A 25,296-nucleotide genomic window follows, 5' to 3' on the forward strand; every position below is an offset into this window, starting at 1 on the left:
GAACTCAATTTTCCTTAGTGCTCTGTCAAATGGATTTGGTTCGCGGGAATTCAAGCCGGCATGGAAAATGAACTCTTGCTCGACAATGCCCTCAAACGCGAGCTTTCCGTCCTCTATGAGGGACGGGATCGCCACTACCACAACCTTGCCCATATCGAGGCGATGCTGGCGCTCGCCGGCGAGTACCGGAAGCTGCTCGGCGATCCCGAGGCCGTCGAGGCGGCGATCTGGTTCCACGACGCCGTCTACGACAGCCGGGCCAAGGACAATGAGGCGCAAAGCGCGGCGCTCGCGGAAAAAAAGCTCACGGGCCGCATCGACGCCCAGCGCCTCGGCCGCATCAGCGCCATGATCCTTGCCACCGCAACACACCAGTTGCCGGGCTTCGAAGACACGGCCGCGATGCATGACGCCGCTCTTTTCCTGGACATGGACCTGTCGATCCTCGGCGCAGCGCCGGATGCATTCGATGCTTATGAGCGCGCGATCCGCGCCGAATATCAATGGGTGGAGGAGCCGATCTGGCGGGCCGGACGCGGCGCGGTGCTGAACAGCTTCCTGACACGCCCGCACATCTTCCACAGCGAGGAATTCCGTCGGCGCTTCGAGCAGCAGGCCAGGCTGAATCTCACCCGATCGCTCGAAGCGCTGCAAAAACCAGCGTGACATCTGGCTTGTGCATCAGGTTTTATCGGGCTCTTGCGCCGGGTCAAAGCGGATTTTCGGCGTAGAATTCCAGCACACGCCGCTTGAAGGTCTTGTCGCCGACGGCCAGCATATGGTCGCGGCCTTCGATGTGGAAAGCCTTGGCGTTGGGCATCAGCGTGGCAAGCTCGTCGGGCGAGCCGCCGATGTCGTCGGTGGTGCCGACGGCGATCAGCGTCGGCTGGGCGATCCGGGCAATTTCATCCTCGCTCAGCAACTCGCGGGAGGTGGCGATGCAGGCCGCGAGCGCCCGGCGGTCGCTGCGGGTCTGGTCGGCGAAGGCGCGAAACGAACGGCCGCGGGGATGTGTGGTCTTGGCCGGATCGTCGGCAAGGAGGGCTGCCGCGATCGGATCCCAATCGCCGACGCCGTCGATCATGCCGATGCCGAGACCGCCGAAGACCAGCGTCGCTACCTTGTCGGGATCCGATAGCGCCAGGAATGCCGCTATCCTCGCGCCCATCGAATAGCCCATGACATGGGCGCGCTCGATGCCGAGATGATCGAGCAAAGCAGCCGCGTCCGAGGCCATCCGGGCCGGGGTGTAATCTGCCTCTTCGTAGCTTTTCGATGACGAGCCGTGGCCGCGATTGTCCAGCGCTATAGCGCGGTAGCCGGCATCGTTCAGCGTCTTGAACCAGCCGGGCGAAACCCAGTTGACGTAATGGCTGGAGGCAAAGCCATGGATCATCAGCACAGGATCGCCCCGGCCCGATCCCGGCTGGCGATCGAGGAAGGCGATGTCGAACCCGTCATGGGAAAAAAACTGCATCGGCTATACTGCCCGCGTCCTCAACCGCCACCGCCGTTCGGCGCATCGCCATTGTCCGATGGCGGCACCTCGGGGCCTGATATGGTGCCAACGGCCGGATGCCGCACCAGGTCGCCATAATCGATACCGTTCCTGGCGGCGGTGCCCGCCTTGAGCTCAAGCACGAAGCGCACCGGCACGCCGGGCGAAATGAGCGCCTGGGATTGCGGCTCGCCGTGCTTGACCGCCCGGATCTTGCCATCCTGGCCGATAAAAACCAGGTCAAGCGGCATCGGCGTGTTCTGCATCCAGAAGTTGACCTGCTGCTGCATGTCGAAGACGAACAACATGCCGTGATCGTCCGCCATGTCCTGGCGATACATCAAGCCGGCCTCGCGTTCAGCATCGGTGTCGGCGATTTCGATGGAAAAGGAGCGATCTCCGCCTTTCGTCGCCACGACCAGCGGCGTCGGGTCCACCGGCAGGGTCATCACCCGGCTGTCGGCCGCCGTCGGTGCAGGCGAATAGAAATAGGCGCCCGCGGCGACGATGACGGCAGCCAGGACGCACATTGCGCCCGCCGTCAGCCAGTTCCTATGTGTCATGCGAAAATCCTCGGCAACCGCCCTAATGCGCGACCGGCAAGGTTCCCATATCGGGGTGGATTTCGGCAGCCATAAGGCCTTTGTCGCCGCGCCCGAAGCGGACAAGCACGACCTGCCCCGGCCGAAGCTCGGTGATGCCGTAGCGGCGCAAGGTCTCCATATGGACGAAGATGTCCTCGGTGCCCTCGCCCCGGGTCAGGAAACCAAATCCTTTGGTGCGGTTGAACCACTTCACCAAGGCACGCTCCAGCCCGCTTTCGGGCGTCACCGAGACATGGGTGCGCTGTTCCTGCATTTCCGCCGGATGGACCGCTGTGGTGACATCCATCGAGAGAACCCGGAAAGCCTGCAATCCGCGCTCGCCCTGCTTGACGAGGCAGACAACGCGCGCTCCCTCCAGAGCAGTCTGGAAACCATCCCGTCTAAGGCATGTCACATGGAGGAGGATGTCGCCTGAAACGCCGTCATCCGGGAGGATGAAGCCATAGCCCTTGGCTACATCGAACCACTTGATGGCGCCGGATATTTCGGTCAGATCGACGGCATCGCCGCCTTCGTCGCGCTTCATGGCGTCGCCAAGGGTTTCGGCCCGCCCCGTCAAAGAGGCTTTTTCCCCCATAAGAATGCCCCCTTTTTTCAAGAACACCGCAACTGATTCTTGACACCAGATTAACACTGCGGCTTCCGGTGAGTGCAAGACCTGACGTGCCTTTTTTCACGGTTCATTATGCGAATACCGGATTTGTTCTTTGGCGGCGCCGGCGGCCGCCTGGGATTTGCCCTTTGGACGGCCCACCCCTATGTTGCGCCGCAACCCAACAAGTCGAGGAAATCACATGCGCTATCTGCACACCATGGTCCGCGTCGCCGACATCGATGCTTCGCTCGATTTCTACTGCAACAAGCTCGGCCTGAAGGAAGTGCGCCGCTACGAGAACGAGCAGGGCCGCTATACGCTGATCTTCCTGGCCGCGCCGGAAGACGAGCAAAGCGGCATCGACGAGAAAGCACCGCTGGTCGAGCTCACCTACAATTGGGACCCGGAAGACTACAAGGGCGGCCGCAATTTCGGCCACCTCGCCTATGAAGTCGACGACATCTACGCCACCTGCCAGCGGCTGATGGACAACGGCGTCACCATCAACCGGCCGCCGCGCGACGGCAACATGGCTTTCGTCAAGTCGCCGGACGGAATCTCGATCGAACTTCTGCAGAAAGGTCCGGCGAAGGCAAAGGCCGAACCGTGGGCGTCGATGCCGAACACCGGAAGCTGGTGATCGATCACCTTTTCGAGCGGTCGGCAGCCGGCCTATGGCGGCGGGCGAGCTTGCGCCTATCTATGCGGCGATAGCGCCCGCTTCGAAAGCGGCCGCCGTTTCGTGCGTTTCACCCTCGGAGATCCCTTCATGACGACCAGCCATGCCGATGTCACCACCGCACATGCAAGCCGTTATCTGCAGCAATTGTGCAAACATTGGGCGCACAAATTCCCCGTGGAATTCGATCCCAACCATGGCGCCATCGACCTTTCGCTCGGCCGCACCATCATGGATGCCGATGGAGCTGCGCTGCACATCACCGTATCGACGAGCGACGACCCCGGCTCTATCGAACGCCTCGAAAGCGTCGTCGCCGACCACATCAAACGCTTTGCGTTTCGCGAGGAGCTGACGTTCGACTGGAAACGCGCCGAGGCGGCGTAGGCTCTTGTCCGCGCATTACGGCAGGCATTAATCAGCCGCCGCCGGGCTTGCCGGCCATCTCCAGCAGCGCCAGCACCGAGCGCCAGTTGCGCGCAGTGCCAGGTACCTTCAGTACGCGTGGGATCAGATTGGCAAACACCGATTTGCCCAGTCCGCCGGGTGCATGCAGGTAAAGCACGTCGCCCTTGATCTCGAACCGCTCCGGACCCGTACATTTTTCGGCCAGCCGTGCCGCCTCCTCGGCGGTAGGCGCGCGCTCCAGCGCATACGCGTGCAGCTTGGTTGGCTCCTCGGCAATCTCCGGATAGGGATTTTCCCTGACCAGCCGTTCGACCCAGCCGAGATCGCGCACCATGATGCGCGAATGAAAACCCCATTTCTCCTCGAAAGCCGCTTCGATCTGTTTGGTCAGCGTGGCGGCGTCACCTTCCTTGGCCCGGAACACCGCATTGCCGCTCTGCACGTAGGTAGCGACATCGCAAAACCCGAGATCCTCCAAGAACGCCCGCAACTCGGCCATCCTGACGATGCGGTTGCCGCCGACATTAATGCCTGAAAACAGGGCGATGAAGACGTTTCCGCTCATATGATGAACCCGGCCAATGTCTCGTTGTCGGTGATATCCTGATACTGGACGCCTTCGGCCTCGAAATTCGCTTTCAGCAGGTCGAAATTGCGGCGATCCTTGGTTTCGATGCCGATCAGAACCGAGCCGAAATTGCGTGCCGACTTCTTCAGATATTCGAACCGGGCGATGTCGTCGTCCGGCCCCAGCATTTCAAGGAAGTCGCGCAGCGCGCCCGGCCGCTGCGGAAAGCGGATGATGAAGTATTTCTTCAGGCCCTCGAAGCGCAGTGCCCGTTCCTTGACGTCCGGCAGCCGTTCGAAATCGAAATTGCCGCCCGAAACCACGGCCACGATGGTCTTGCCGCGGATTTCCTTCCTGGAAAAATCCTTCAGCGCATCGATAGCCAGCGCGCCGGCCGGCTCCAGCACCACGCCCTCGACATTGAGCATCTCGATCATGGTCGCGCAGAGCCGGTTTTCCGGGATCAGCCGCACCGTGTCGGCGGCGAAGTCCTTGAGGTGCCGCAGGGGCTCACGGCCGATTTCGGCGACCGCCGCGCCGTCGACGAAATTATCAACCTTGGCGAGTTTGAGCCGTTTTCCCGCCGCAAGGCTCTCGCGCAGGCTTGGCGCCCCTGCCGGTTCGCAAAAGACGAAGCGCGCCTCACGCCCCTGATCGGCGAAGTAGTGCGTCACCCCCGCGGCCAGACCTCCGCCGCCGACCGGCAGCATGACGATGTCGGGCATGCCCGCGCCGGGCATCTGGTCGGCGATCTCATAGGCGACCGTCGCCTGTCCCTCAATGATGTCCTTGTGGTCGAAGGGCGGCACCATATGAGCGCCGGCGCTTTCGGTGAATTCGATGGCGGCGCGATAGCAATCGTCGAAGAAATCGCCGACGAGCCTGATCTCGACGAAGTCGCCGCCGAACAGCCGCGTCTTGTCTATCTTCTGCTGCGGCGTCGTCACCGGCATGAATACAACGCCCTTTTTGCCGAAATGGCGGCAGACGAATGCAAAACCCTGCGCATGGTTGCCGGCGGAAGCGCAGACGAACAGTTCGGCCTGATTGCCTTCGCCAAGTGCCTTGCGGAAGAAGTTGAAGGCGCCGCGGATCTTATAGGAGCGCACCGGGCTCAGGTCCTCGCGCTTCAAAAGCACCCGCGCGCCGGTCTTCTTCGACAGATAGTCGTTCTCCTGCAGCGGCGTTTCCGGAAAGATCCGGCGGATCGCGGAAGCAGCGGTGGCAACACGGGAAGAGAAGCTGGTCATCGGAAAGCCACCTTGAACGCATGTCGTTTGGGAACGTCTATCATCGATTGGCTGCGGAACGCCCTTTTGTCGCGAGCCTTGCCGCCAAGCAACCCGATTCCGTCTATTGCACAGGCGACCCCGTGAAACCATTGCCCGTCACTCATGTTCCCAAGCGGTCGGCGTTTAGTGACATATTTGCCGTTAGTTGGAGGTGATTGTTCATGTAATTCTTAAAATCCATGCGGGTGCCAAGGCCCGTCGGGGCTCGCCCTGATGCAGTCTGGCTTTCGTGCAACACTGCGGCGGCGGTCGCGAGACGCCGACCGCTTTTCGGCTGGGCACGACTTACTTCCGCCGCACTTGCGCTGTCGGGGGAGACTTGCGGAGGCGATTGGCCTTTTCGGGCCGGAGTGGAATTTCAGACGTGCCGTTGAAGACGATTTTTGCCATTGGCCTAGCCTTGCTTGTCGCGGGCTGCGCGGGACAGCAGACCCAGGAACTGCTCGGCAGCGCCATCGTGGCAGCGCCGGTGACCGAGATCGCCGGCAATCACAGCATCTTCATCGCCACCACGCGCAAGAAATCCGACGATCCGAACAAGGTCTTCGACGGCGAGCGATCGGCCACGCTGAACTACGCCCGCGTCAACGTCACCGTGCCCGGCATCCACCAGACCGGGCAGATCGAACGCCGCTCGCGCGGCAAGTCGAACGATCCGGCCAAGTATTTCATGGCCTCCGAGGTCGTCGGCTACGACACCCAGCCGAAATTCGCCAATGCGCTAAGTGCTGACATCGCGGCGCGCGGCGACCGCGTCATGGTCTTCGTCCATGGCTACAACACCGGCTTTGACGACGCCGTTTACCGCCTGACCCAGATCGTCCACGATTCCGGCTATCCCGGCACACCCGTGCTGTTTTCCTGGGCATCCGGCGCCAAGACCACCGACTATGTCTACGACAAGGAAAGCGCCAGCGCTGCGCGCGACCAGCTCGAAGTGACGTTGCGCATGCTGGCGCAGACCGGCGCGCGGCGCATCGATATCGTCGCCCATTCGATGGGAACCTGGGTGACCATGGAGACGCTGCGCCAGCTCGCCATCACCGGCGACCGTGATCTCGGCGGCAAGCTCGGCGACGTCGTGCTCGCATCGCCCGACATCGATGTCGACGTGTTCAAGAGCCAGATGCGCCGCTATGGCAAACCCAACAAGCCGTTCATCCTGTTGTTGTCCGATGATGACCGCGCGCTCCGGCTCTCCGGTCTGATTGCCGGCGCGCGGCCGCGCGTCGGCGACTACAAGGACGCCGCCGACCTTGCATCCTACGGCGTAACGGTCGTCGACCTCTCCAAGATCAAGGGAGCGGACAGTTTCAACCATACGAAATTCGCCGACAATCCCGCGCTGGTGAAGATGATCGGCCAACGGCTGCGCGAAGACGATGGATTTGCCAGCGACCGCGACGTGACCGACCGCATCAGCCTGCTCGGCCAATAGATGCATCGCCGCGGGTTCGCGTGGCCCGCTCGGCCTTGCGACAGACTCGACCAACTTTGAACTGGACCGCGCCGGCCTCTGGCCTTATCGAAATATCCAGCGACGTCACGCGTTTGACGTCCTCCTTTGCGGGAGCCGGCGTGTGACGGTGCATTCGAAGAGTTTCGTCGTCATTGCGTTCACGCTGCTGGTCGCAGGCTGCGCCGGCCGAAACACGCACGATCTGCTGAACAGGACGACGGTTGCCGTACCCGCGTCCGACATCGCGGCCACCCACGAGATATTCGTCGCCACCACCCGCCAGAAGGCGACCAAGGACCCGCGGCAGGTATTCGACGGCGATCGCTCCTTGACCACCAGCTTCGCCCGGGTCGACGTCACCGTGCCGAAAAGTCACAAGGTCGGCATGATCGAGCGTGTCCGGGGGTCTGCCAACAGCAATCCAGCCAAGGATTTCACCGCCAAGGATGTCGCGTTCTATGCGGATGCGCCGCAATTCGCCAAGGCGGTCGGTGCCGACATCGCCATGCGCGGCGACCGTGCGCTGGTTTTCGTGCACGGGTTCAACAATGGTTTCGACGACGGCATCTACCGGCTGACGCAGATCGCGCACGACACGAAATATCCGGGCACGCCGGTGCTGTTCTCCTGGGCCTCGAGCGGCAAGGCGACGGGCTACATCTACGACAAGGAGAGCGCCAACGCGGCGCGTGACGACCTCGAGGCAACGCTCAGGATGCTGGCCAAGACGCGGGCTAAGAGCATCGACATCGTCGCCCATTCGATGGGAACATGGGTGACCATGGAGGCGCTGCGCCAGCTTGCCATCACCGGCGACCGCGATCTCGACGGCAAGCTTGGTTATGTCATCCTGGCCTCGCCCGACATCGACGTCGACGTGTTCAAGAAACAGATGATCCGCTACGGCAAACCGGACAAACCGTTCGCCATCCTGCTTTCCGCGGACGACCGGGCGCTCAAACTGTCTTCCCTGATCTCGGGCGACAAGCCCCGCGTCGGCGACTATGGCGACGCGGCCGATCTGGCCAGCTATGGCGTGTCTGTGGTCGATCTCAGCCAGACCAAGGGTGGCGACCGGCTGAACCACGCCAAATTCGCCGACAATCCGATCCTGGTTCAGTTGCTCGGCGACCGGCTGCGGGCCCCGGCCGGCCTGGCGTCGGACGAACCTCCAGTGCAGCTCAACAATCTCGGCCAAGGCCTCGGCAAGGCCGTCGGCTCGGTTGCCGAGATCGTCATCACCACGCCGTTCAAGGTGCTGACGATCGCCACCGGCGGATGAGCGAAGCGACCGCAACTGCTCTTATACGAAGAGGTCGACCTTCTGGAAGGTCGTCACGTCGATCAGGCCGACATCGGAAATCCTGAGCTCCGGAATGACGACCAGCGCCAGCAGCGAGTGCTGCATGTAGGCGTTGTTCAGCGAGCAGCCCATCTGGCGCATGGCCTCGGTCAGTTTGTCGGCCTTGGCCGCGACGATTTCGGCCCGCTCGTCCGACATCAGCCCGGCGATCGGCATTTCGACCAGTGCCAGTTCCTTACCCTTGGAAAACAGCACGACGCCGCCACCGACCTCGCCCAGTCGGTTGACCGCCAGCGCCATATCCCGCTTGTTGGTGCCGACGACGATGATGTGGTGGGCATCATGCGCCACGCTCGACGCCATCGCGCAATCGCCGATGTAACCGAAGCCGGAGACAAAGGCATTGGTGACGCCGCCGGTACCCCTGTGGCGCTCGACCAGCGCGATCTGGCAGACGTCGTTGCGGCGATCCATGGCGACCAGCCCGTCCTCGACGGCGAGATCCGCTTCCAGCGCCCGCGTCGGTGCCTGATTTTCGATGACCCCGATGACCCGGACCCGGACTTCGTTCGCGCCGTTGGGTGCCGTGATGTCGAAATCGTGGGCCTTCAGCTTCTTGCCGAGCTTGACGGTGTTCTTCGCCGCCTTGGGATAGTCGTAGACCGGAATGTCGATGTCGAGCTTGCCGGCCTTGGCCAGCCTGACGCCACGCGCATAGACCTCGTCGATGGTCATTTCGGCGAGATCCGAGACGATTAAAAGGTCAGCCAGCCGCCCCGGCGCGATCGATCCGATCTCGCGCTCCAGCCGGAAATGCTGAGCGGTGTTGAGCGTCGCCATCTGGATCGCGGTCACCGGTTTCAAGCCCTGGCTGATGGCGTGGCGGACCACGCGGTCCATATGCCCCTGGTGAACCAAGGTGCCGGAATGGCTGTCGTCGGTGCACAGGATGAAATTGCGCGGATCGATGCCGCCCTCGGTAACCGCCTTGATCTGCGAGGCGACGTCGTACCAGGCCGAGCCCAGCCGAAGCATCGCCTTCATACCCTGGCGCACGCGGGCGATGGCATCTTCGGCGCGCGTGCCCTCATGGTCGTCCTCCGGGCCGCCGGCGACATAGCCATGGAACGGCAGGCCGAGATCGCGCGAGGCATAGTGCCCGCCGACGGTCTTGCCGGCTTTCACGGTCGCGGCGATCTCGCCCGACATCACAGGATCGTTGGCGGCTACGCCAGGGAAATTCATCACCTCGCCCAGCCCGATGATATTTTCCCAGCCCATCGCCTCGGCGACGTCGGCGACCGTCAGTTCGGCGCCGGCATGTTCGAGCCCGGGGGCCGAGGGCACGCAGGACGGCATCTGGACATGCACGTTGATCGGCATGGCGACGGCCTCGTCATGCATCAGCCGCACGCCGGGCAGGCCGAGCACATTGGCGATCTCGTGCGGATCGATAAACATCGAAGTCGTGCCATGCGGGATCACCGCGCGGCAGAATTCGGTCACCGTCACCATGCCGCTCTCGACATGCATGTGCGCGTCGCAAAGGCCGGGCACCAGATAGCGCCCGCCGGCATCGACCACCTTGGTGCCCTGCCCGATGGCATGGCCGGCGTTCGGACCGCAATAGGCGAAGCGGCCGCCGGCAATAGCGATGTCGGTGCCGGCTACGATCTCGCCGGAGTGAACATTGACCCAGCGCCCGTTGCGGATGACGAGATCGGCGGGTTTCCTGCCCATGGCGACATCGACCAGATGCGTTGCCATTTCAGTCCATGGTCTGGGTTTGCTGCCCGACGGCGTGTTCGCCATGAAGCGACTCCTGTTTGCCCGACTGTGCCAAGCCGCCACGGTTTTGACCAGCCTCACACTTTCTCCCGATTGTTCCAAGACCGACGGAGAGCGTAAATCGGCCGCACAGAAATGCGATTCCGTTTTGCCGCAAATCGGGTTACCGTGCCTGCCAGGATCTTCCAGCTCTTCGTTCGGGCAGTTCGATGCGTCGCCTAATGCTTGCAAGTGTCGGTTTTCTTGCCGCTCTGGCCGCACCGGCTTTCGCAGCCGAACCTGTGGCCGATGTGCCGATGACCGCCCCCGGTTTCGACTGGACCGGCTACTATGCCGGCCTGCAAGGCGGTTATGGCTGGGGCAGTTCCGACATCTCGGGAACCGAGGGCGAGCCGTTTGCCGCCTCGCCAGACCTCGACGGCGGTTTCGTCGGTGGCCATGTCGCCGGTCTGTGGCAATTCGACGAGGCTGTGCTCGGCGCCGAAGCAGAGCTTAACTATTCCTCGGCAAAGGGCGCCGAAGAACTGGGTGCGGGAAATCTGCTCGGCACGGATGTCAAGTGGTTCGGTTCCATCAATGCCAAGGCCGGCTATGCGATGGATCGGTTCCTGATCTACGGCATCGGCGGCGTCGCCTTTGCCGGCATCGAAACCTCCCAAGATGCCGGTACTTCGTTCGACAACACGCGAACCAGCATAGGCTGGACGGTTGGGGCCGGCGTCGACTATGCGCTGACCGACAGGTTCGTCGTCGGGGCGCAGTATCGCTACTATGATTTCAGTAAGGAGCATTTTGATGCGCCGGACGATTTTCTCGATCGCGACCAGAATGTGAAGCTGAATACGGTCGGCATCAATCTGAGCTACAAGTTCTGAGCCCCATCGCCGCGCCCGGTCACCGGGCAGGATCATGCTCGATCTCGCATGGTCCGCGACGGCAATTCTACGGCAATTCCAAGGACTGAGGGGCCGGCGTCCCCAGTGGGCGGGGGGATGGGTTGGGCCTGGTAGACGCCGGCCTCGACGGATCAGATCCGCCGCGCAGACACCGTATCATTGCCTGCGGCGCGCGGAATTGCGTGATCGCACCAGTATCACCATGCCCGCTTGTCTGAACGTCACCGGCGCAGCACTTGATGCCGCGTGCCGTTTATGATCCTGCCCTCGCACGCAGGCGCGCGTCCGCCATCGCAGTACCCGCGCCCGATCGCGCAGTGAACACTCAAAGAATTGCAGCGAGAAAAGAGCCATCGAACCCGCAAGTGCGGACGAAGGTCCAAGAACATCAGCAAGACCTTGGTCCGAATACCTACAGCAGAGGTCCGATCAGCTCTCCTGCAAGGAACGTACTCGCATTCCTTTCATTTGTTGAACGGGTGCAGCAATGGTCCTTCATGTGCCCACGAGAGCAGGGTTGCCATCATTGCACCCTCAACCCCCTGCTCAGTTCGCAGGCAGAAAGCTCAAATCGAGATCTCGTGCGGCTTGAGCTGTCGTGAAACTACCCCGAGGGATCTGGAATGGAGAAACACTTATGAAAGCGATTTTTCTGACAAGTGCCATGGCGCTCGTTTTCGTTGCAATGCCGGTTGTCGCTTCGGCGGCAGAAGCCGACGTCGTCATCAAAACCCATCGCCATCATCACCGTCACGTGGCAGTGATCAACGATCAGGGCCAGCGCCTCCATCATCGGCGCCATGGCACGGTGGCTTTCTATGACCAAGGTCGCCGGCATCATCGCCGCGACACCGTCGTCATAACGGGCTCAACTGAACGCCGTCACCACCGGCGTCACCCAGTGGTGATCTACGACAGCAACGACTAATATTGTGCAATCCGGCCCGGCTGATCGCCAACCCTGCCGGGCCGTGCCCGCGAGCGGCGGACCGACAACAAGGGAAGGAAGCCAGGCGGGTCTTCCCTGTTGAAAATGAGTGCTTAATCGCAGCCCGGGTATGAGAGGCCGGTCGTGCTCTCCAGCTTGAGCTTCTGGTCCCTCAAGAGGGCGCCAGTAAAAAATAAACGCCGGCGACCAGTGTCGATGTCAAACAAATCGCCATTGCCACGACCACCTTGGTCGCGAACCGCTCGGCTCTCGCGCAAAGCGCGTCAGCAAAATCGTCGCTCTGGATACTTTTCAAGAGCGGCTTGGTGTCGACGCCAGCCATGTGATTGTCGTTGTCGGGGATTGTGACACGGTCACGGCCATCAGTTTTGATGGAACCAGGGGTCATGCTTTGCCTCACGAAGCGTCGGATTGACATCAGCCACCGTTCGACGGAGCTGCCGGATTCGCCGATGCGGACGGCACTTTGGCTTTGGGAGCGTCAATCTTGACGCCAAATATTTTTTCCGCCTGCCAGAACAATGGCCACGGCAGCGCTGCCGCCAGAATTTACCACAGCGGGGCCGGCTGCCATGATCGGCCTCCAGTTGAAGATCATTAGCAAACGCAACGCACGCTTCCTACCGGCGGTTCCACTGCTGGGGCTTGGGTCCTATTGAACATGCGACCAAAGTCAGATCGTGGCGCGCAAAAGGCCCAAACCCACGGTTGTTTGGAACCCACGCGTCTAAGAGCGATTGCCTGACAGGCCATTGAACGATGGTTCCCCTGATCGATGGCCAGCATTGGGAGCCCTTGCCAACCCTGGCAATCCTTCGGGCGCCACCGCGCTTCGCGTCAAGCCCAACGAGAGAGAAAGGAAGCAACAATGAGAACCGATCTTACAACCGTCGTAGCGGGATTCCTGCTGCTTGCCGGCATCGGTGCCGCCGCCGCACAGGATGTGGTCATTCAGCCGCAGGACGAAACCGTCATACAAGAATACGTAAAGAAACAGCCTCTGGCCTCAGTCAAGATTCCCGGCGTTGAGCTCAATGTCGGGACCGCCCTGCCCGATACAGTCGAGCTTCATGAAATTCCCAACGTCAAATATCGCTATGTCGTCGTGGACAATCACACCGTCGTCGTGGATCCCGGCACACGCAAGATCGTAAAGATTATCCAGTGAGCGCTTGAACGCCACGATCCGCCGTTTCAGGTCGGCGGATCGTGGCAACGTTCGCCGAGGGCCCATAGCCGACGGCGCGCCTCGGCGCACGGTCGCCGAGCCGCCGCTAGAAGACCCGGGTGGCACCCGTTGGTGGCGGCTAGGCTCTGCAGAGCATTGAAGTAGAGTTAAGGTGGTGCGGACGACGGGAATCGAACCCGTACGATCAGAGATCGAGGGATTTTAAGTCCCTTGCGTCTACCAATTCCGCCACGTCCGCGCGCCTTTCGTTTCAACTACCTAGGCGATCTCGTCAATTAGGGCCATGCAGTCCCAAAAAAGCGTTGTGCAAAACACGTTCGTTTTCATTCGCCCCGCACCGATTCTTCGTCCCGCAGGGGCGACCGGTATCGGTCAAACAGCGATCGGATGGAGCTTCAGATGCTGGATCAGGATGATGGTCTTGGCGTCGATGATGCGGCCATCGGCAATGCCGGCCAGAGCCTCGTCGAGCGGCATTTCCAGCACCTCGATGTCCTCGCCTTCGTCCGCTGCGCCGCCACCGGCCGAAATGCGGTCGGCGGGCGAATAGAGGGCGGTGAAGAACCAGAGCCGCTCGGTGACGCTGCCTGGGCTCATGTAGGGCGAAAACAGCCGCTCCACATGGTTCAGCCGATAGCCGAGCTCTTCCTCCGCCTCCTTGCGGATGCAGGTCTCCGGATCGTTTTCGTCGAGCAGTCCCGCGCAGGCCTCGACCAGCGGCTCGCGGTGGCCGGTGACATAGGCGGGATAGCGGAACTGGCGCACCAGGAGCACGGTCGAACGATGGGGATCATAGGGCAGGATCACCGCGCCATCGCCGCGATCGTAAGTCTGGCGGATTTGTGTCTCCCATTGTCCGTCGCGGCGACGGTAGTCGAGGACGGTCTTCTTCAGAACCGCCCAGTCGTCGGATAGGATTTCTTCAGAACGGATGCGGATACGATCTTCCATCGGCTGCCTCCACGTTGCCCGGGAGGCGTAGCCGCGAACCAGCGTTCACGCAATCGGGGCAGCGGTTGGTCCAGCAAGCATTTCACTCTCTCGTGTGTGGCATGGCGGCGATCGATCGCCTAAATAGCGCATCCTATTCCCGGAGTTTCGTTCATGACCACATCGCTTTTCCAGCCGATCACGCTCGATGGCTTGAGCTTTCCCAACCGCATCGCCGTCGCGCCGATGTGCCAGTATTCGGCCGAGGACGGCTCGGCGAGCGACTGGCATCTCCACCACTGGATGAACCTGGCAATGTCCGGCGCCGGCATGGTGACGGTCGAGATGACCGATGTCGAGCGGCGTGGCCGCATCAGCCATGGCTGCCTCGGCCTCTATTCCGAAGACAATGAAGCCGCTGCGCGCCGCGCCCTGGACGCAGCAAGGCGCGTGGCCGCACCCGGCACCAAATTCGGCACTCAGCTTGCCCATGCCGGCCGCAAGGCCTCGAACCGCAAGCCTTGGGAGGGCGGCGGACCGCTGCAGCCGAACGAGGATCCCTGGCAGACCGTCTCGGCTTCGGCAATCGCCTACGATACCGGCTGGAACGTGCCGCGAGCGCTGGAGGAAGAGGAGATCCTCCAGCTCATCGAGCGGTTCGCCGAGGCGGCGAGGCGGGCCGAACGCGCGGGCTTCGACTTCATCGAGCTGCACGCGGCGCACGGCTACCTGATCTTCCAGTTCCTGTCGCCGCTCTCCAACCAACGCACGGACAGCTGGGGCGGCTCGCTGGAAAACCGCATGCGTCTTGTCGTCGAGATCGCCAAGGCGGTGAAAAAGGCAGCGCCAAAACTGATGCTGGGCGCCCGGCTGTCGGTCAAGGATTGGGTCGATGGCGGTTTCGACGTCGAGGATGCGATCGAAGTGGCGAAAGCGCTGAAGGCCGAAGGCGTCGCTTATCTCTGTTGCTCGAGCGGCGGCAATTCGCCCTTGCAGAAACTGCCCTCCGGCCCCGGCTATCAGGTACATCTGGCGGAAGCCGTGCGCAGGGGCGCCGGCATCCCTACCCGCGCGGTCGGTCTGATCGACGATCCCAAGCAGGCAGAGGCGATCATCGCCGAAGGCCGCGCCGACATGGTTGCGCTGGCGCGCGCCTTCCTCGCCGACCCGCGCTGGGGGTGGCGAGCGGCCGCCACGTTCAGCGAGACGATCCATCCCGCGCCGCAGCTCGCGCGCTCGGTGACGACGATGCAGCACTGGATGAAGGCGGCGGACTGAGCGACCCTTCCGAGAAGGGCGGAACGCGTCGTCGGACGACCGCCGCAATAGAGCTTCCAAGGAGGTTTGGGACGTTTGGGCGCAGGCTGAGGACACGGTTGCAACCAAATTGACTGCTTTGCGTTGCGGCCATGATGGACAACAAGCCTTTTGAAACACCGGTCGTGGTCGAACTCGGCCATGTCGGCAAATATCGCCACATCCGCAGTACCCAGGAGGCGGCGGAGTGCCTGATGACGGTTTGGCCGCTCAATCGCGGCCCCCGTCATCGTGATGCTCTCGACACTTGCCTCAAAGTGCTGGAAGGTTATCGTTCGACAGCGGATGCGCGCCGGGCCCTTATCGAAGCCGCCAAGGAATCGGAAGTGCTGGTGCCAGACGACAAGCTGTCCGACGACCGCCTGCATTGAGCGGACGGACCTTTAAACCGGAGGTTATTGATGGCGAAGCTGACTTACAAGATCGTCGAGCATGACGGCGGCTGGGCCTACAAGGTCGGAGCGACCTTCTCGGAGACGTTTCCCACGCATCAGGACGCGTTGCGGGCCGCCGAGATCGCTTCTGCCGAGCAGCAGGTCGCGGGGTCGACGGACGGCATCCAGTACGAGGATGCCGACGGCAAATGGCATGAGGAACTGGCTGATGGACGCGACCGGCCGCAGACCGAGGTTTCCGACTGATCTTTCAGCCCAAAGCCCGATCGCCCCAAAGGCCGGCCGCCCCGGAGCGCCGACCGCGGACGTCGGGAGAGAAAACGCCCTACGGTCAGCAGGGAAACTTACGGCTGATTATTTGCCGCAGTACTGGTCATTGACGTTGCCTTGAGCATTGGCGTCCGGACCTGGAGTGTTGTGAGCACATGGGCCCATCCCACCGGTATTGCCTTGGGTGCTCAACCCGGAGCCGTATGCGTTGATGCTCCCGGTGGTGCTCTGGTCGATGGCTGATGAATCCTCATTGCCGAACAGCGACCAATTGTTCCACCAACTGTCATGGTTGTAATACCTGCCGTCCGTCGACTGCGCCATCGCCGATGTGGCAAGACCGGCCGTCAGAACGAATGCCGCGAAAAGTTTTTTGTACATTGGATCACTCCGTTTTGTCTTCGTCGCCTTGGGTGCGACACGGGGCAAACCAGTCATCAGCCGAATGGTTCCTTGAATTCCTTGTGAAGCGTCGGTGAAGCGACGATCCACGGCGTGGACCACAAGCATCGCCAGCAGGAGCAACGCCGGCAGGCACCGGCGGCACAACGATCAGCCGTGCAGCTTCGCGGCGATTTCGGCGACGCGCCCGCCCTGGAACTTCGCGCCTTCGAGTTCCTGCGCCGAAGGCTGGCGCGAACCGTCGCTGTCGCTTGTGGTGGTCATGCCGTAGGGCGCCCCCCCACGCACGACATCGTTGCCCATCTGAGCCTGATAGGCATAGGACAGGGGAACGATGATCATGCCGTGGTGCTGAAGCATGGCCTGGGTGCTGATCAGCGCCAGTTCCGCGCCGCCGTGCTGGGTCGCGGTCGAAGACATCACCGAGCCGATCTTGTTGATCAGCGCGCCCTTGACCCATAGCGGGCCGGTCTGGTCGAAGAAGTTCTTCAGTTGCGCGCACATCATTCCGTAACGCGTCGAGGCGCCGACGATGATCGCGTCATAGTCGCTCAGTTCCAGCGGGCTGGCGATCGCCGCTTCCTGGTCGAGCTTGTAGTGGGCGGCCTTGGCGACCGCTTCGGGCACGAGTTCGGCGACGCGCTTGATGGTCACCTCGGCACCGGCTTCGCGCGCGCCTTCGGCTGCGGCCTTGGCCATCTGCTCCATGTGACCCCAGCTCGAATAGTAGAGAACAAGTACTTTCGCCATTTGCGTCTCCTTGACGTGATGATCCTCGCCCGCCCCAGCCACGCCAGGGTACTTAGGGCGCCAATATTCGGGGAATACCGCGTATGCGGGCACAGTTTGTTCACCGGTCGGATGGCATTGCCGCTGGCCGCGTGCCGCGCTATTTCAGGCGACCCGTTTTTGCCGGAGCCATCGATGTCCGAAATCGTTACCGCCGCCATGCTCGTCATCGGCGATGAGATCCTGTCCGGCCGCACCAAGGACAGGAATATCGGCCATCTGGCTGACATCATGACGGCCATCGGCATCGACCTGAAGGAGGTGCGCATCGTTCCCGATGAGGAAGACGAGATTGTCGCCGCGGTAAATGCGGTGCGGGCCCGCTATACCTATGTGTTCACAACCGGCGGCATCGGCCCGACCCATGACGACATCACAGCCGATTCGATTGCCAAGGCCTTCGGCGTGCCGTGCGAATACGATGCCAAGGCCTATGCCCTGCTGGAAGCAAGCTATGCCGCTCGCGGCATCGAATACACCGAGGCCCGCAAGCGCATGGCCCGAATGCCGCGCGGCGCCGACCATATCGACAATCCGGTGTCGGTCGCGCCCGGATTCCGCATCGGAAATGTCCACGTGATGGCGGGCGTGCCCTCGATCTTCCAGGCCATGCTCGACAATGTCGTGCCGACGCTGAAAGCCGGCACGAAAATGCTGTCGGCAGCGGTGCATTGCCCGTTCGGCGAAGGTCTCGTCGGCGGGCCGCTGGGCGAGATCCAGAAAGCGCATCCGGACACGATCATCGGCTCCTATCCGAAATACGGCGACGGCAAGTTCTGGACCGAACTGGTGGTCCGTGCCCGCAGCCAGCAGGCCCTGGACGCCGCGCGCGCCGATGTCGAGGCGATGGTGGCCGGCTTTGCCAGCAGCGCGAGCTGATCCGGTCCAGGCCGGAACCAAGCACAACGCGGCGACGTTTCCTTGCCGCGGGCGGATCGCTCGCAAAATGAGGGGATCACCATGCGCTTCAAGACCATCGTCGCCATTCTGCAGAACGAGCAGGACGCGGAGCGCGTGCTCGACTTCGCCATTCCGCTTGCCGGCCGCTTCCAGAGCCATCTGATCGGCATCCACGCCGAAGCGCTTCCGGTGCCCTACACGTCGGCCACCGGCTTTCCCGACACCGAGTTCCTGCAGGTTTCGGCCGACATGAACCGCGAACGGGCCGAAAAGCTGCGGGCCGCGTTTCTCAGGCATATCGAGAATTCCGGCCTGTCCTTCGAATGGCACAGCCTGGAGAGTTTTTCCGGCGACAGCGCCCTGACCGGCATTTCAAGCGTGCGTGCCGCCGACCTGATCATCGCCGCGCAGCGCGAGACGGGCGGCGATGCGAGCGCCGACGTCGACACACTGGTCTACGACGCCGGACGGCCGGTGCTGGTAGTGCCGCACCTGGGTCCGCTGATCACCACCTTCAAGCGTGTGCTGCTTGCCTGGAACGGCAGCAAGGAGGCCGCACGCGCCGCCTTCGATGCGCTGCCCTTCATCATCGAGGCCGACAAAACCGACATTCTGGTCATCGATCCGCCGGACACGCTCGATGAACGCCCCGAGGCCGCCGGAGCGGAAATCGCTTCCGCCTTGTCGCGTCATGGCGCCAGCGTGAGTGTCTCGGTGCAGAGATCGGGCGGCACCTCGGTCGACGAGGTGATCCAGACCAGGATCGCGGAGACCGGCGCCGATTTGCTGGTGCTTGGCGCCTACAGCCACTCGTGGCTGCGCCAGCTCTTGTTCGGCGGAGTGACGCGCTCCGTGCTGCGCACCGCGCCGGTGGCGGCTTTCCTGTCGCGGTAAGTTCACAGTGTCGTTTGCGGCCGCTCTTGCCAAGCGCGAGGTTTTCCAGTTACTTCCGCGCGCATTCCCCTGTTTTCTGCGCGCGACCGCGCGTGCTGCGGAGTGCGCGAAAGATGTCCCTTCCCGAAAAAGCCTTTCCGGTCTCCTGGGACCAGTTCCACCGCGATGCGCGCGCGCTCGCCTGGCGGCTTGCCGGCACCAACAAGGCGCAATGGAAAGCGATCGTCTGCATCACGCGCGGCGGCCTCGTGCCGGCGGCGATCATCTCGCGGGAGCTTGGCATACGCGTTATCGAGACGGTCTGCGTCGCCTCCTATCATGACTACAGCAGCCAGGGTCAGCTGCAGGTGCTGAAGGAGGTCACGCCGGCCCTGCTTGCCGACGACGGCGCGGGCGTGCTGATTATCGACGACCTGACCGACACCGGCAAGACGGCTGGCATCGTGCGCGCCATGATGCCGAAGGCGCATTTCGCCACCGTCTACGCCAAACCGAAGGGGCGGCCGCTGGTCGATACTTTCGTCACCGAGGTCAGTCAGGATACCTGGATCTATTTTCCCTGGGACATGGGCTTCACCTACCAGAAGCCGATCGCCGACGATCACGCCGGCTGATTCGCGGCAAGCAACCTGCTGCAAATCGAGCCGCAGGGAAGTCTCATCCACTAGGCAAAGGGTCTCGCGAGGCTGGCTGGCGCGCGGAAATCGGCGTCTATTGGCGAAAATCGGCCATCCTGATGAAAGTTTTTACTTTTATTGCCGATAATTAGCCGTAAGATTCGTGAGACGGCAAACGATTCTGGAGGCTGGGGCTAGCTTCTCCGATGCTGACGAGGCCAACGACGCACAACCATCTGGCCGAAAGGGTCCGGCGACTCTTCGGCACCGCGCCGTGCCGTCTGCAGGTAGCCGCCCTGCCCTGGCGCGAAACCGGAAACAGCGTCGAGATCATGCTGATTACCAGCCGCGATACCGGCCGCTGGGTGCTTCCGAAGGGCTGGCCTGAAGCCAGGGAGCCGCTTTGCGAAGCCGCGGCGCGCGAGGCTGTCGAGGAAGCCGGACTGCGCGGGACGATCTCGCATCTCGAGGCCGGCCGCTACTTCTACGCCAAGGCCCTGGCCTCCGGCGAGGAAGTGCCATGCGAGGTATTGGTGTTCCCGCTGCATGTCGACAAGGTCGCCGACCATTGGAAGGAAAAACGCTCCCGCACCCGCAAATGGGTCAATTCGAGCGAAGCGGTGCGCATGGTCAACGAACCGGATCTTTGCCAAATCATCGCCTATTTCTGCGCCGACCCGCGTCGGTTTGCCTGAACCGGGACCGGCCGCGCCACCAAGCAGCTCGGACGGGGGCGCCTGCGGCGTGAATGCTTTTCTAATGAAGACGTAATAGGATCTGATCCGATCCTGGCGTTTTACCGATGACAAATCCCGCAAATCCCAATCCAGAGAGATCCGACGAGCACAAGCGCGAGCATCGCCAGCGCGTGCTCAAGGGCGGCACGATCATCACGGGCATCTCGAATTCGGAAGTTGGCTGCACGCTGCGCAATCAAAATGAAGGTGGCGCCGAACTCAAGGTTCCGCCCGAAGCAACGATTCCGGATCATTTCCTTCTCTATGTGCCCGTCGACGGCATCGGCTATCGATGCGAGGTCCGCTGGCGCCGCAACGGCCGGATCGGGGTGCACTTCACCGGAACCGAGCCGAAGCCCAGGACGCATTACGGCTGATCCGCGACGCCGGATGCGCCAGATGGTCTGTGCCTGGATCACGCCCCGGAGCCGTCGCGAAGCCTGACAAGCGCGTCTTTGTCCCCTCGGCCGGGGGCTACCGCGGCAGCTCCATTCTATCCCCGTTATCCACATGTGTGACACACAAGATGTTGAGGTCACAAAAGCTACGCAAACGAATCCTTGACGGCGCAAAACGAGTCGCCTTTTATAGGCCATGCGCTCCTGTTGAGAGCGCGACCGGAAAGTTCTGAGCCCGGTCTTTTTCCCGGATTATGTGCGTTTTTCCCCACATTTCCGCCTGTTTACGAGGCTGGCGGAAGCGTTGGGATTGTGGGGGCGTGGGCGATAAAAGGGAGAATTGTCGGACTGGAATAAATTGTCTGTTAACACTATATTTAGTGTTTGCAGGCAGGTTCGACGCTAGATAATGTGAATTTCCCTCGAGTGAGGGAATCGGAAAAAATCAGTTTTGAGGGACCCGCGGGTTCGTCGGTGAGTTGGACAGGCGCTTCGCAAGAAGTTTGACCAGCAAGGCGGACGAAGACCGCGAAAATGGAGAGCCGGCCGTTTTCGAACGCCGGCAGACGGCGGACATGCGCGTTTCGCATTGGGAGCAGAAATCTCCCGACGAAAGCGCTATATATAGACAAAAGGGACCGGACAATGCGCATCGAGCGTCGTTTCACCAGACAGGGACAATCGGCTTACGCGGAGATCGAATTCCGCAAGGCGCTCTCCGAGATCAAGAATCCGGATGGCTCGGTGGTGTTCCGCTTGGACAATATCGACGTGCCGGCGCAATTCTCCCAGGTCGCCGCCGACATCCTGGCGCAGAAATATTTCCGCAAGGCCGGCGTCCCCGCGCGGCTGAAGAAGGTCGAGGAGAACGATGTTCCCTCCTTCCTGTGGCGCTCCGTCGCCGACGAGGCCGAACTTGCCAAGCTGCCGGAAGCCGAGCGCTACGGGTCCGAGATCGACGCCCGCCAGGTCTTCGACCGGTTGGCCGGCACCTGGACCTATTGGGGCTGGAAGGGCGGCTATTTCAAGTCGGAGGAAGACGCGCGCGCCTTCCGCGACGAGCTTGCCTACATGCTTGCCACCCAGCGCGTGGCGCCGAACTCGCCGCAATGGTTCAACACCGGCCTGCACTGGGCCTATGGCATAGACGGCCCGAGCCAGGGCCACTTCTATGTCGACCCGTTCACCGGCAAGCTGACCAAGTCGAAATCCTCCTACGAGCACCCGCAGCCGCATGCCTGCTTCATCCAGGGCGTGCAGGACGACCTCGTCAATGAGGGCGGCATCATGGATCTGTGGGTGCGCGAGGCGCGCCTGTTCAAATACGGCTCGGGCACCGGCTCCAATTTCTCGCTGCTGCGCGGCGAGGGCGAAAAGCTGTCCGGCGGCGGCCGTTCGTCCGGCCTGATGAGCTTCCTCAAGATCGGCGACCGCGCTGCGGGCGCCATCAAGTCGGGGGGCACGACGCGCCGCGCCGCCAAGATGGTCATCGTCGACGCCGATCACCCCGACATCGAGGAATTCATCGACTGGAAGGTCAATGAAGAGCAGAAGGTCGCCTCGCTGGTGACCGGCTCCAAGATCGTCAAGAAGCATCTCGAAGCGATCATGAAGGCCTGCGTCAACTGCGAAGGCCATGACGACGACTGCTTCGACCCCGCCGTCAACACCGCACTGAAGCGCGAGATCAAGGCGGCCAAAAAGGACGCGGTGCCGGAGAACTATATCTACCGCGTCATCCAGTTCGCCAAGCAGGGCTACACCTCGATGTCGTTCAAGACCTACGACACCGACTGGGATTCCGACGCCTACCTCACCGTGTCGGGCCAGAACTCCAACAATTCGGTGTCGCTGAAGGACAATTTCCTGCGCGCCGTCGAGGATGATGCCGACTGGCATCTCACCGCCCGCAAGGACGGCAAGGTGCTGAAGACGCTGAAGGCCAGGGATCTCTGGGAAAAGATCGGCTACGCCGCCTGGGCATCCGCCGATCCGGGCCTGCACTTCAACACGACGATGAACGACTGGCACACCTGCGCATCCGCCGGTGCGATCCGGGCCTCCAACCCGTGTTCGGAATACATGTTCCTCGACGACACGGCCTGCAATCTCGCCTCGATCAATCTGCTCCCCTACCGCAATGCCGACGGCACGATCGACATCGCTGCCTATGAGCATACGGTGCGGCTATGGACCATCGTGCTGGAAATCTCGGTCATGATGGCGCAGTTCCCGTCAAAGGAGATCGCCAAGCTCTCCTACGACTACCGCACGCTGGGCCTCGGCTATGCCAACATCGGCGGCCTGTTGATGACCTCGGGCATTCCCTACGATTCCGATGAGGGCCGCGCCATCTGCGCCGCGCTCACCGCAGTCATGACCGGCACCGCCTACGCCACCTCGGCCGAGATGGCGTCCGAGCTCGGCGCCTTCCCCGATTACGACCGCAATGCGCAGAACATGCTGCGCGTCATGCGCAATCATCGCCGCGCCGCCTATGGCGACAAGGACGGCTACGAGAAGCTGGCCGTCAACCCGGTGCCGCTGGTCGCTCCCGACCTCAAGCAGCAGGAGTTGGCGACGCACGCCAAGGCTGCTTGGGACCGCGCCATCGAACTCGGCGAGGAGCACGGCTATCGCAACGCGCAGGCGACCGTCATCGCGCCGACCGGCACGATCGGACTGGTCATGGATTGCGACACAACAGGCATCGAACCCGACTTCGCGCTGGTGAAGTTCAAGAAGCTTGCCGGCGGCGGCTATTTCAAGATCATCAACCGCGCCGTGCCGGAAGCGCTGCGCACGCTGGGCTATTCGGAAAGCCAGATCGCCGAGATCGAGGCTTACGCCGTCGGCCATGGCAATCTCAACCAGGCGCCCGGCATCAACCCCGGCTCGCTCAAGGCCAAGGGCTTCACCGACGACAAGATCGCGGCGCTCAACGCGGCGCTGAAGTCGGCCTTCGACATCAAGTTCGTCTTCAACCAGTGGACGCTCGGCGCCGACTGGGTGAAGGAGACCTTTGGCTTCACCGACGAGCAGCTCAACGACTTCTCGTTCGAGATGCTGCCGGCACTGGGCTTCTCCAGGAAGGACATCGAAGCCGCCAACATCCATGTCTGCGGTGCGATGACGCTCGAGGGAGCGCCCTTCCTCAAGGCCGAACACCTCCCCGTGTTCGATTGCGCCAGCCCCTGCGGCAAGATCGGCAAGCGCTCGCTGTCGATCAACAGCCACATCCAGATGATGGCGGCGGCACAGCCTTTCATTTCCGGCGCCATTTCCAAGACCATCAACATGCCGAATGACGCCACGGTGGAGGACGCCAAGAACGCCTACATGCTGTCGTGGAAGCTGGCGCTGAAGGCCAACGCGCTCTACCGCGACGGCTCGAAGCTCTCGCAGCCGCTCAATGCCTCGCTGCTCGCCGATGGCGAGGAGGACGAGGACGAGGCGATCGAACAGCTGGTCGCCGCGCCTGCCGCGCAGCGTGCGGTGCAGGTCACCGAAAAGATCGTCGAGCGCGTCGTCGAGCGTCTCTACCGCGACCGCGAGAAACTCCCGAACCGCCGCAAGGGGTATACGCAGAAGGCGGTCGTCGGCGGCCACAAGGTCTACCTGCGCACCGGCGAGTTCGACGACGGTCGTCTCGGCGAGATCTTCATCGACATGCACAAGGAAGGCGCTGCCTTCCGGGCGATGATGAACAATTTTGCCATCGCCATCTCGCTCGGCCTGCAATATGGCGTGCCGCTGGAGGAATTTGTCGAAGCCTTCACCTTCACCAAGTTCGAGCCGGCCGGCATGGTGCAGGGCAATGACGCGATCAAGAACGCGACGTCGATCCTCGACTACGTGTTCCGCGAACTTGCGGTCTCTTATCTCAACCGCCACGACCTCGCCCATGTCGACCAGTCGGATTTTGACAAGACGGCACTTGGCCGCGGCATCACCGAAGGCAAGGCCACGCCGTTCTCCAAGGGCCTTTATCGCGGTGCCTCGCCGGTCAAGCTGGTGTCGGGCGCCGAGCCTAAGGGATTTGGCGGGTCTGGCCCGGCCACGGCCCCTGCCCGCGTGGCGCCGACGGCCTTCTCTGGCTCCAACGTGCTGGCGCTGAAGCCGGCGAGCGACGAGGCCATCGCCTACAAGCGCGACTATGAGGAACGCGCCAGGGAACTGGTCGAGGACATCGCCGAGGAGGAAGCCGAGGCTTCGGGTGCCGAGGGGCTGTTCTCCAACGCCGCCGCGCACGAAGCCGCGGAAGCCAAGGCGCTCGCCGCCACCCGGCGCCAGCAATCGCTGATGCAGGGCTACACCGGCAACGAATGCTCGGAATGCCACAACTTCACCATGGTGCGGAACGGCACCTGCGAGAAGTGCGATACGTGTGGAAGCACGAGCGGGTGCAGCTGAGAGCT

The 25,296-nt window shown here is 62.2% G+C and carries 27 protein-coding genes and 1 tRNA gene; 17 read left to right on the forward strand and 11 right to left on the reverse strand.

The genetic code is table 11. The annotated features are described in order from the left end of the window. Positions 1–60 precede the first annotated feature (60 nt). Positions 61–666, forward strand: a complete 606-nt coding sequence (locus tag FJ951_RS23420) for a hypothetical protein (RefSeq protein ID WP_140517651.1) — start codon at positions 61–63, stop codon at positions 664–666. Between the two features lie 43 nt (positions 667–709). On the opposite strand, the gene FJ951_RS23425 is transcribed toward FJ951_RS23420, so the two are convergent. The 3 genes from FJ951_RS23425 to FJ951_RS23435 are packed head-to-tail and all read right to left on the reverse strand — an operon-like array spanning position 710 to position 2,629. Beyond that, positions 710–1,477 (reverse strand): alpha/beta hydrolase, encoded by a 768-nt coding sequence (locus FJ951_RS23425; RefSeq protein WP_140517652.1) that lies wholly within the window; start codon positions 1,475–1,477, stop codon positions 710–712. 20 nt (positions 1,478–1,497) lie between these two features. Further along, positions 1,498–2,061 (reverse strand): DUF192 domain-containing protein, encoded by a 564-nt coding sequence (locus FJ951_RS23430; RefSeq protein WP_140493705.1) that lies wholly within the window; start codon positions 2,059–2,061, stop codon positions 1,498–1,500. Between the two features lie 22 nt (positions 2,062–2,083). Beyond that, entirely contained in the window at positions 2,084–2,629 is a 546-nt protein-coding gene (locus tag FJ951_RS23435) for a cold-shock protein (protein WP_181165163.1), read from the reverse strand. Positions 2,630–2,897: 268 nt separating this feature from the next. Between FJ951_RS23435 and gloA the strand changes: the two genes are divergently transcribed. Next, positions 2,898–3,338, forward strand: coding sequence for a lactoylglutathione lyase (gene gloA / locus FJ951_RS23440; RefSeq protein WP_140493707.1), 441 nt, complete (start codon positions 2,898–2,900; stop codon positions 3,336–3,338). A 129-nt stretch (positions 3,339–3,467) separates the two neighbouring features. After that, a complete protein-coding gene (locus FJ951_RS23445) occupies positions 3,468–3,764 on the forward strand; it encodes a DUF2218 domain-containing protein (protein WP_140517653.1) in 297 nt (98 codons plus the stop codon). Between the two features lie 31 nt (positions 3,765–3,795). Here FJ951_RS23445 and FJ951_RS23450 read toward each other — a convergent pair whose 3' ends face one another. Further along, complete coding sequence (locus FJ951_RS23450; RefSeq protein ID WP_140517654.1) at positions 3,796–4,350, reverse strand: DUF1697 domain-containing protein; 555 nt, start codon at positions 4,348–4,350, stop codon at positions 3,796–3,798. After that, complete coding sequence (gene ilvA, locus FJ951_RS23455; RefSeq protein ID WP_140517655.1) at positions 4,347–5,603, reverse strand: threonine ammonia-lyase IlvA; 1,257 nt, start codon at positions 5,601–5,603, stop codon at positions 4,347–4,349. The genes FJ951_RS23450 and ilvA overlap by 4 nt, the downstream gene beginning before the upstream one ends. A 406-nt stretch (positions 5,604–6,009) precedes the next feature. Here ilvA and FJ951_RS23460 point away from each other — a divergent pair, with 406 nt between their 5' ends. Together FJ951_RS23460 and FJ951_RS23465 are read left to right on the forward strand one after the other, a co-directional pair. After that, complete coding sequence (locus FJ951_RS23460) at positions 6,010–7,083, forward strand: alpha/beta hydrolase (RefSeq protein WP_140493715.1); 1,074 nt, start codon at positions 6,010–6,012, stop codon at positions 7,081–7,083. 142 nt (positions 7,084–7,225) lie between these two features. Then, entirely contained in the window at positions 7,226–8,386 is a 1,161-nt protein-coding gene (locus tag FJ951_RS23465; RefSeq protein WP_140517656.1) for an alpha/beta hydrolase, read from the forward strand. Between the two features lie 21 nt (positions 8,387–8,407). Here FJ951_RS23465 and ade read toward each other — a convergent pair whose 3' ends face one another. Continuing rightward, a complete protein-coding gene (gene ade / locus FJ951_RS23470) occupies positions 8,408–10,219 on the reverse strand; it encodes an adenine deaminase (RefSeq protein ID WP_140493720.1) in 1,812 nt (603 codons plus the stop codon). A 185-nt stretch (positions 10,220–10,404) separates the two neighbouring features. On the opposite strand from ade, the gene FJ951_RS23475 reads away from it, so the two are divergent. Both FJ951_RS23475 and FJ951_RS23480 read left to right on the forward strand, forming a co-directional pair. Then, positions 10,405–11,070 (forward strand): outer membrane protein, encoded by a 666-nt coding sequence (locus FJ951_RS23475; RefSeq protein WP_140517657.1) that lies wholly within the window; start codon positions 10,405–10,407, stop codon positions 11,068–11,070. 658 nt (positions 11,071–11,728) lie between these two features. After that, positions 11,729–12,019, forward strand: coding sequence for a hypothetical protein (locus FJ951_RS23480; protein ID WP_140517658.1), 291 nt, complete (start codon positions 11,729–11,731; stop codon positions 12,017–12,019). 172 nt (positions 12,020–12,191) lie between these two features. Here the strand turns inward: FJ951_RS23480 and FJ951_RS23485 are convergent, their stop codons facing one another. Next, entirely contained in the window at positions 12,192–12,428 is a 237-nt protein-coding gene (locus FJ951_RS23485) for a hypothetical protein (RefSeq protein ID WP_140517659.1), read from the reverse strand. 480 nt (positions 12,429–12,908) lie between these two features. Between FJ951_RS23485 and FJ951_RS23490 the strand changes: the two genes are divergently transcribed. Beyond that, a complete protein-coding gene (locus FJ951_RS23490; RefSeq protein ID WP_140493726.1) occupies positions 12,909–13,208 on the forward strand; it encodes a DUF1236 domain-containing protein in 300 nt (99 codons plus the stop codon). Between the two features lie 173 nt (positions 13,209–13,381). Here FJ951_RS23490 and FJ951_RS23495 read toward each other — a convergent pair. Both FJ951_RS23495 and FJ951_RS23500 read right to left on the reverse strand, forming a co-directional pair. Continuing rightward, a tRNA-Leu gene (locus FJ951_RS23495) sits at positions 13,382–13,467 on the reverse strand. 134 nt (positions 13,468–13,601) lie between these two features. Then, positions 13,602–14,180, reverse strand: a complete 579-nt coding sequence (locus FJ951_RS23500; protein WP_140517660.1) for an NUDIX domain-containing protein — start codon at positions 14,178–14,180, stop codon at positions 13,602–13,604. Positions 14,181–14,333: 153 nt separating this feature from the next. Between FJ951_RS23500 and FJ951_RS23505 the strand changes: the two genes are divergently transcribed. The 3 genes from FJ951_RS23505 (at position 14,334) to FJ951_RS23515 (ending at position 16,117) form a co-directional block, all read left to right on the forward strand. After that, positions 14,334–15,437 (forward strand): NADH:flavin oxidoreductase/NADH oxidase, encoded by a 1,104-nt coding sequence (locus FJ951_RS23505; RefSeq protein ID WP_140517661.1) that lies wholly within the window; start codon positions 14,334–14,336, stop codon positions 15,435–15,437. Between the two features lie 131 nt (positions 15,438–15,568). Next, complete coding sequence (locus FJ951_RS23510; protein WP_140517662.1) at positions 15,569–15,847, forward strand: DUF982 domain-containing protein; 279 nt, start codon at positions 15,569–15,571, stop codon at positions 15,845–15,847. Between the two features lie 30 nt (positions 15,848–15,877). Next, positions 15,878–16,117 (forward strand): DUF2188 domain-containing protein, encoded by a 240-nt coding sequence (locus FJ951_RS23515; protein WP_140493732.1) that lies wholly within the window; start codon positions 15,878–15,880, stop codon positions 16,115–16,117. Between the two features lie 108 nt (positions 16,118–16,225). Here FJ951_RS23515 and FJ951_RS23520 read toward each other — a convergent pair whose 3' ends face one another. Both FJ951_RS23520 and wrbA read right to left on the reverse strand, forming a co-directional pair. Then, positions 16,226–16,522, reverse strand: coding sequence for a hypothetical protein (locus FJ951_RS23520; RefSeq protein ID WP_140494988.1), 297 nt, complete (start codon positions 16,520–16,522; stop codon positions 16,226–16,228). Positions 16,523–16,693: 171 nt separating this feature from the next. After that, a complete protein-coding gene (gene wrbA / locus FJ951_RS23525; RefSeq protein ID WP_140517663.1) occupies positions 16,694–17,293 on the reverse strand; it encodes an NAD(P)H:quinone oxidoreductase type IV in 600 nt (199 codons plus the stop codon). 174 nt (positions 17,294–17,467) lie between these two features. Between wrbA and FJ951_RS23530 the strand changes: the two genes are divergently transcribed. The 6 genes from FJ951_RS23530 (at position 17,468) to FJ951_RS23555 (ending at position 25,291) form a co-directional block, all read left to right on the forward strand. Beyond that, positions 17,468–18,211 carry a competence/damage-inducible protein A gene (locus FJ951_RS23530; protein WP_140517664.1) on the forward strand — a complete coding sequence of 248 codons (744 nt, stop codon included), beginning with the start codon at positions 17,468–17,470 and terminating at the stop codon, positions 18,209–18,211. 81 nt (positions 18,212–18,292) lie between these two features. Beyond that, complete coding sequence (locus tag FJ951_RS23535; RefSeq protein WP_140493736.1) at positions 18,293–19,126, forward strand: universal stress protein; 834 nt, start codon at positions 18,293–18,295, stop codon at positions 19,124–19,126. Between the two features lie 113 nt (positions 19,127–19,239). Next, on the forward strand, positions 19,240–19,740 hold the full coding sequence (gpt, locus tag FJ951_RS23540) for a xanthine phosphoribosyltransferase (RefSeq protein WP_140493737.1): 501 nt from the start codon (positions 19,240–19,242) through the stop codon (positions 19,738–19,740). A gap of 209 nt (positions 19,741–19,949) precedes the next feature. Beyond that, positions 19,950–20,438, forward strand: coding sequence for an NUDIX hydrolase (locus FJ951_RS23545; protein ID WP_140517665.1), 489 nt, complete (start codon positions 19,950–19,952; stop codon positions 20,436–20,438). A 107-nt stretch (positions 20,439–20,545) separates the two neighbouring features. Continuing rightward, positions 20,546–20,857 (forward strand): PilZ domain-containing protein, encoded by a 312-nt coding sequence (locus FJ951_RS23550; RefSeq protein WP_140493741.1) that lies wholly within the window; start codon positions 20,546–20,548, stop codon positions 20,855–20,857. Positions 20,858–21,523: 666 nt separating this feature from the next. Continuing rightward, positions 21,524–25,291, forward strand: coding sequence for a vitamin B12-dependent ribonucleotide reductase (locus FJ951_RS23555; protein ID WP_140517666.1), 3,768 nt, complete (start codon positions 21,524–21,526; stop codon positions 25,289–25,291). Positions 25,292–25,296 lie beyond the last annotated feature (5 nt).

The sequence above is a fragment of the Mesorhizobium sp. B2-2-3 genome, from assembly GCF_006442405.1.
Taxonomy (GTDB): domain Bacteria; phylum Pseudomonadota; class Alphaproteobacteria; order Rhizobiales; family Rhizobiaceae; genus Mesorhizobium.

What these genes read in the sequence shown, in the direction of transcription:
- FJ951_RS23475 (WP_140517657.1), top strand. Translation starts at nt 10,405, where the DNA reads ATGCGTCGCCTAATGCTTGCAAGTGTCGGTTTTCTTGCCGCTCTGGCC.
- FJ951_RS23550 (WP_140493741.1), top strand. Translation starts at nt 20,546, where the DNA reads ATGACAAATCCCGCAAATCCCAATCCAGAGAGATCCGACGAGCACAAG.
- FJ951_RS23510 (WP_140517662.1), top strand. Translation starts at nt 15,569, where the DNA reads ATGATGGACAACAAGCCTTTTGAAACACCGGTCGTGGTCGAACTCGGC.
- wrbA (WP_140517663.1), bottom strand. Translation starts at nt 17,293, where the DNA reads ATGGCGAAAGTACTTGTTCTCTACTATTCGAGCTGGGGTCACATGGAG.
- FJ951_RS23450 (WP_140517654.1), bottom strand. Translation starts at nt 4,350, where the DNA reads ATGAGCGGAAACGTCTTCATCGCCCTGTTTTCAGGCATTAATGTCGGC.
- FJ951_RS23480 (WP_140517658.1), top strand. Translation starts at nt 11,729, where the DNA reads ATGAAAGCGATTTTTCTGACAAGTGCCATGGCGCTCGTTTTCGTTGCA.
- FJ951_RS23485 (WP_140517659.1), bottom strand. Translation starts at nt 12,428, where the DNA reads ATGACCCCTGGTTCCATCAAAACTGATGGCCGTGACCGTGTCACAATC.
- gloA (WP_140493707.1), top strand. Translation starts at nt 2,898, where the DNA reads ATGCGCTATCTGCACACCATGGTCCGCGTCGCCGACATCGATGCTTCG.
- FJ951_RS23425 (WP_140517652.1), bottom strand. Translation starts at nt 1,477, where the DNA reads ATGCAGTTTTTTTCCCATGACGGGTTCGACATCGCCTTCCTCGATCGC.
- FJ951_RS23420 (WP_140517651.1), top strand. Translation starts at nt 61, where the DNA reads ATGGAAAATGAACTCTTGCTCGACAATGCCCTCAAACGCGAGCTTTCC.
- FJ951_RS23430 (WP_140493705.1), bottom strand. Translation starts at nt 2,061, where the DNA reads ATGACACATAGGAACTGGCTGACGGCGGGCGCAATGTGCGTCCTGGCT.
- FJ951_RS23530 (WP_140517664.1), top strand. Translation starts at nt 17,468, where the DNA reads ATGTCCGAAATCGTTACCGCCGCCATGCTCGTCATCGGCGATGAGATC.
- FJ951_RS23445 (WP_140517653.1), top strand. Translation starts at nt 3,468, where the DNA reads ATGACGACCAGCCATGCCGATGTCACCACCGCACATGCAAGCCGTTAT.
- FJ951_RS23555 (WP_140517666.1), top strand. Translation starts at nt 21,524, where the DNA reads ATGCGCATCGAGCGTCGTTTCACCAGACAGGGACAATCGGCTTACGCG.
- FJ951_RS23500 (WP_140517660.1), bottom strand. Translation starts at nt 14,180, where the DNA reads ATGGAAGATCGTATCCGCATCCGTTCTGAAGAAATCCTATCCGACGAC.
- FJ951_RS23535 (WP_140493736.1), top strand. Translation starts at nt 18,293, where the DNA reads ATGCGCTTCAAGACCATCGTCGCCATTCTGCAGAACGAGCAGGACGCG.
- gpt (WP_140493737.1), top strand. Translation starts at nt 19,240, where the DNA reads ATGTCCCTTCCCGAAAAAGCCTTTCCGGTCTCCTGGGACCAGTTCCAC.
- FJ951_RS23490 (WP_140493726.1), top strand. Translation starts at nt 12,909, where the DNA reads ATGAGAACCGATCTTACAACCGTCGTAGCGGGATTCCTGCTGCTTGCC.
- FJ951_RS23520 (WP_140494988.1), bottom strand. Translation starts at nt 16,522, where the DNA reads ATGTACAAAAAACTTTTCGCGGCATTCGTTCTGACGGCCGGTCTTGCC.
- ilvA (WP_140517655.1), bottom strand. Translation starts at nt 5,603, where the DNA reads ATGACCAGCTTCTCTTCCCGTGTTGCCACCGCTGCTTCCGCGATCCGC.
- FJ951_RS23545 (WP_140517665.1), top strand. Translation starts at nt 19,950, where the DNA reads ATGCTGACGAGGCCAACGACGCACAACCATCTGGCCGAAAGGGTCCGG.
- FJ951_RS23515 (WP_140493732.1), top strand. Translation starts at nt 15,878, where the DNA reads ATGGCGAAGCTGACTTACAAGATCGTCGAGCATGACGGCGGCTGGGCC.
- FJ951_RS23435 (WP_181165163.1), bottom strand. Translation starts at nt 2,629, where the DNA reads ATGAAGCGCGACGAAGGCGGCGATGCCGTCGATCTGACCGAAATATCC.
- ade (WP_140493720.1), bottom strand. Translation starts at nt 10,219, where the DNA reads ATGGCGAACACGCCGTCGGGCAGCAAACCCAGACCATGGACTGAAATG.
- FJ951_RS23505 (WP_140517661.1), top strand. Translation starts at nt 14,334, where the DNA reads ATGACCACATCGCTTTTCCAGCCGATCACGCTCGATGGCTTGAGCTTT.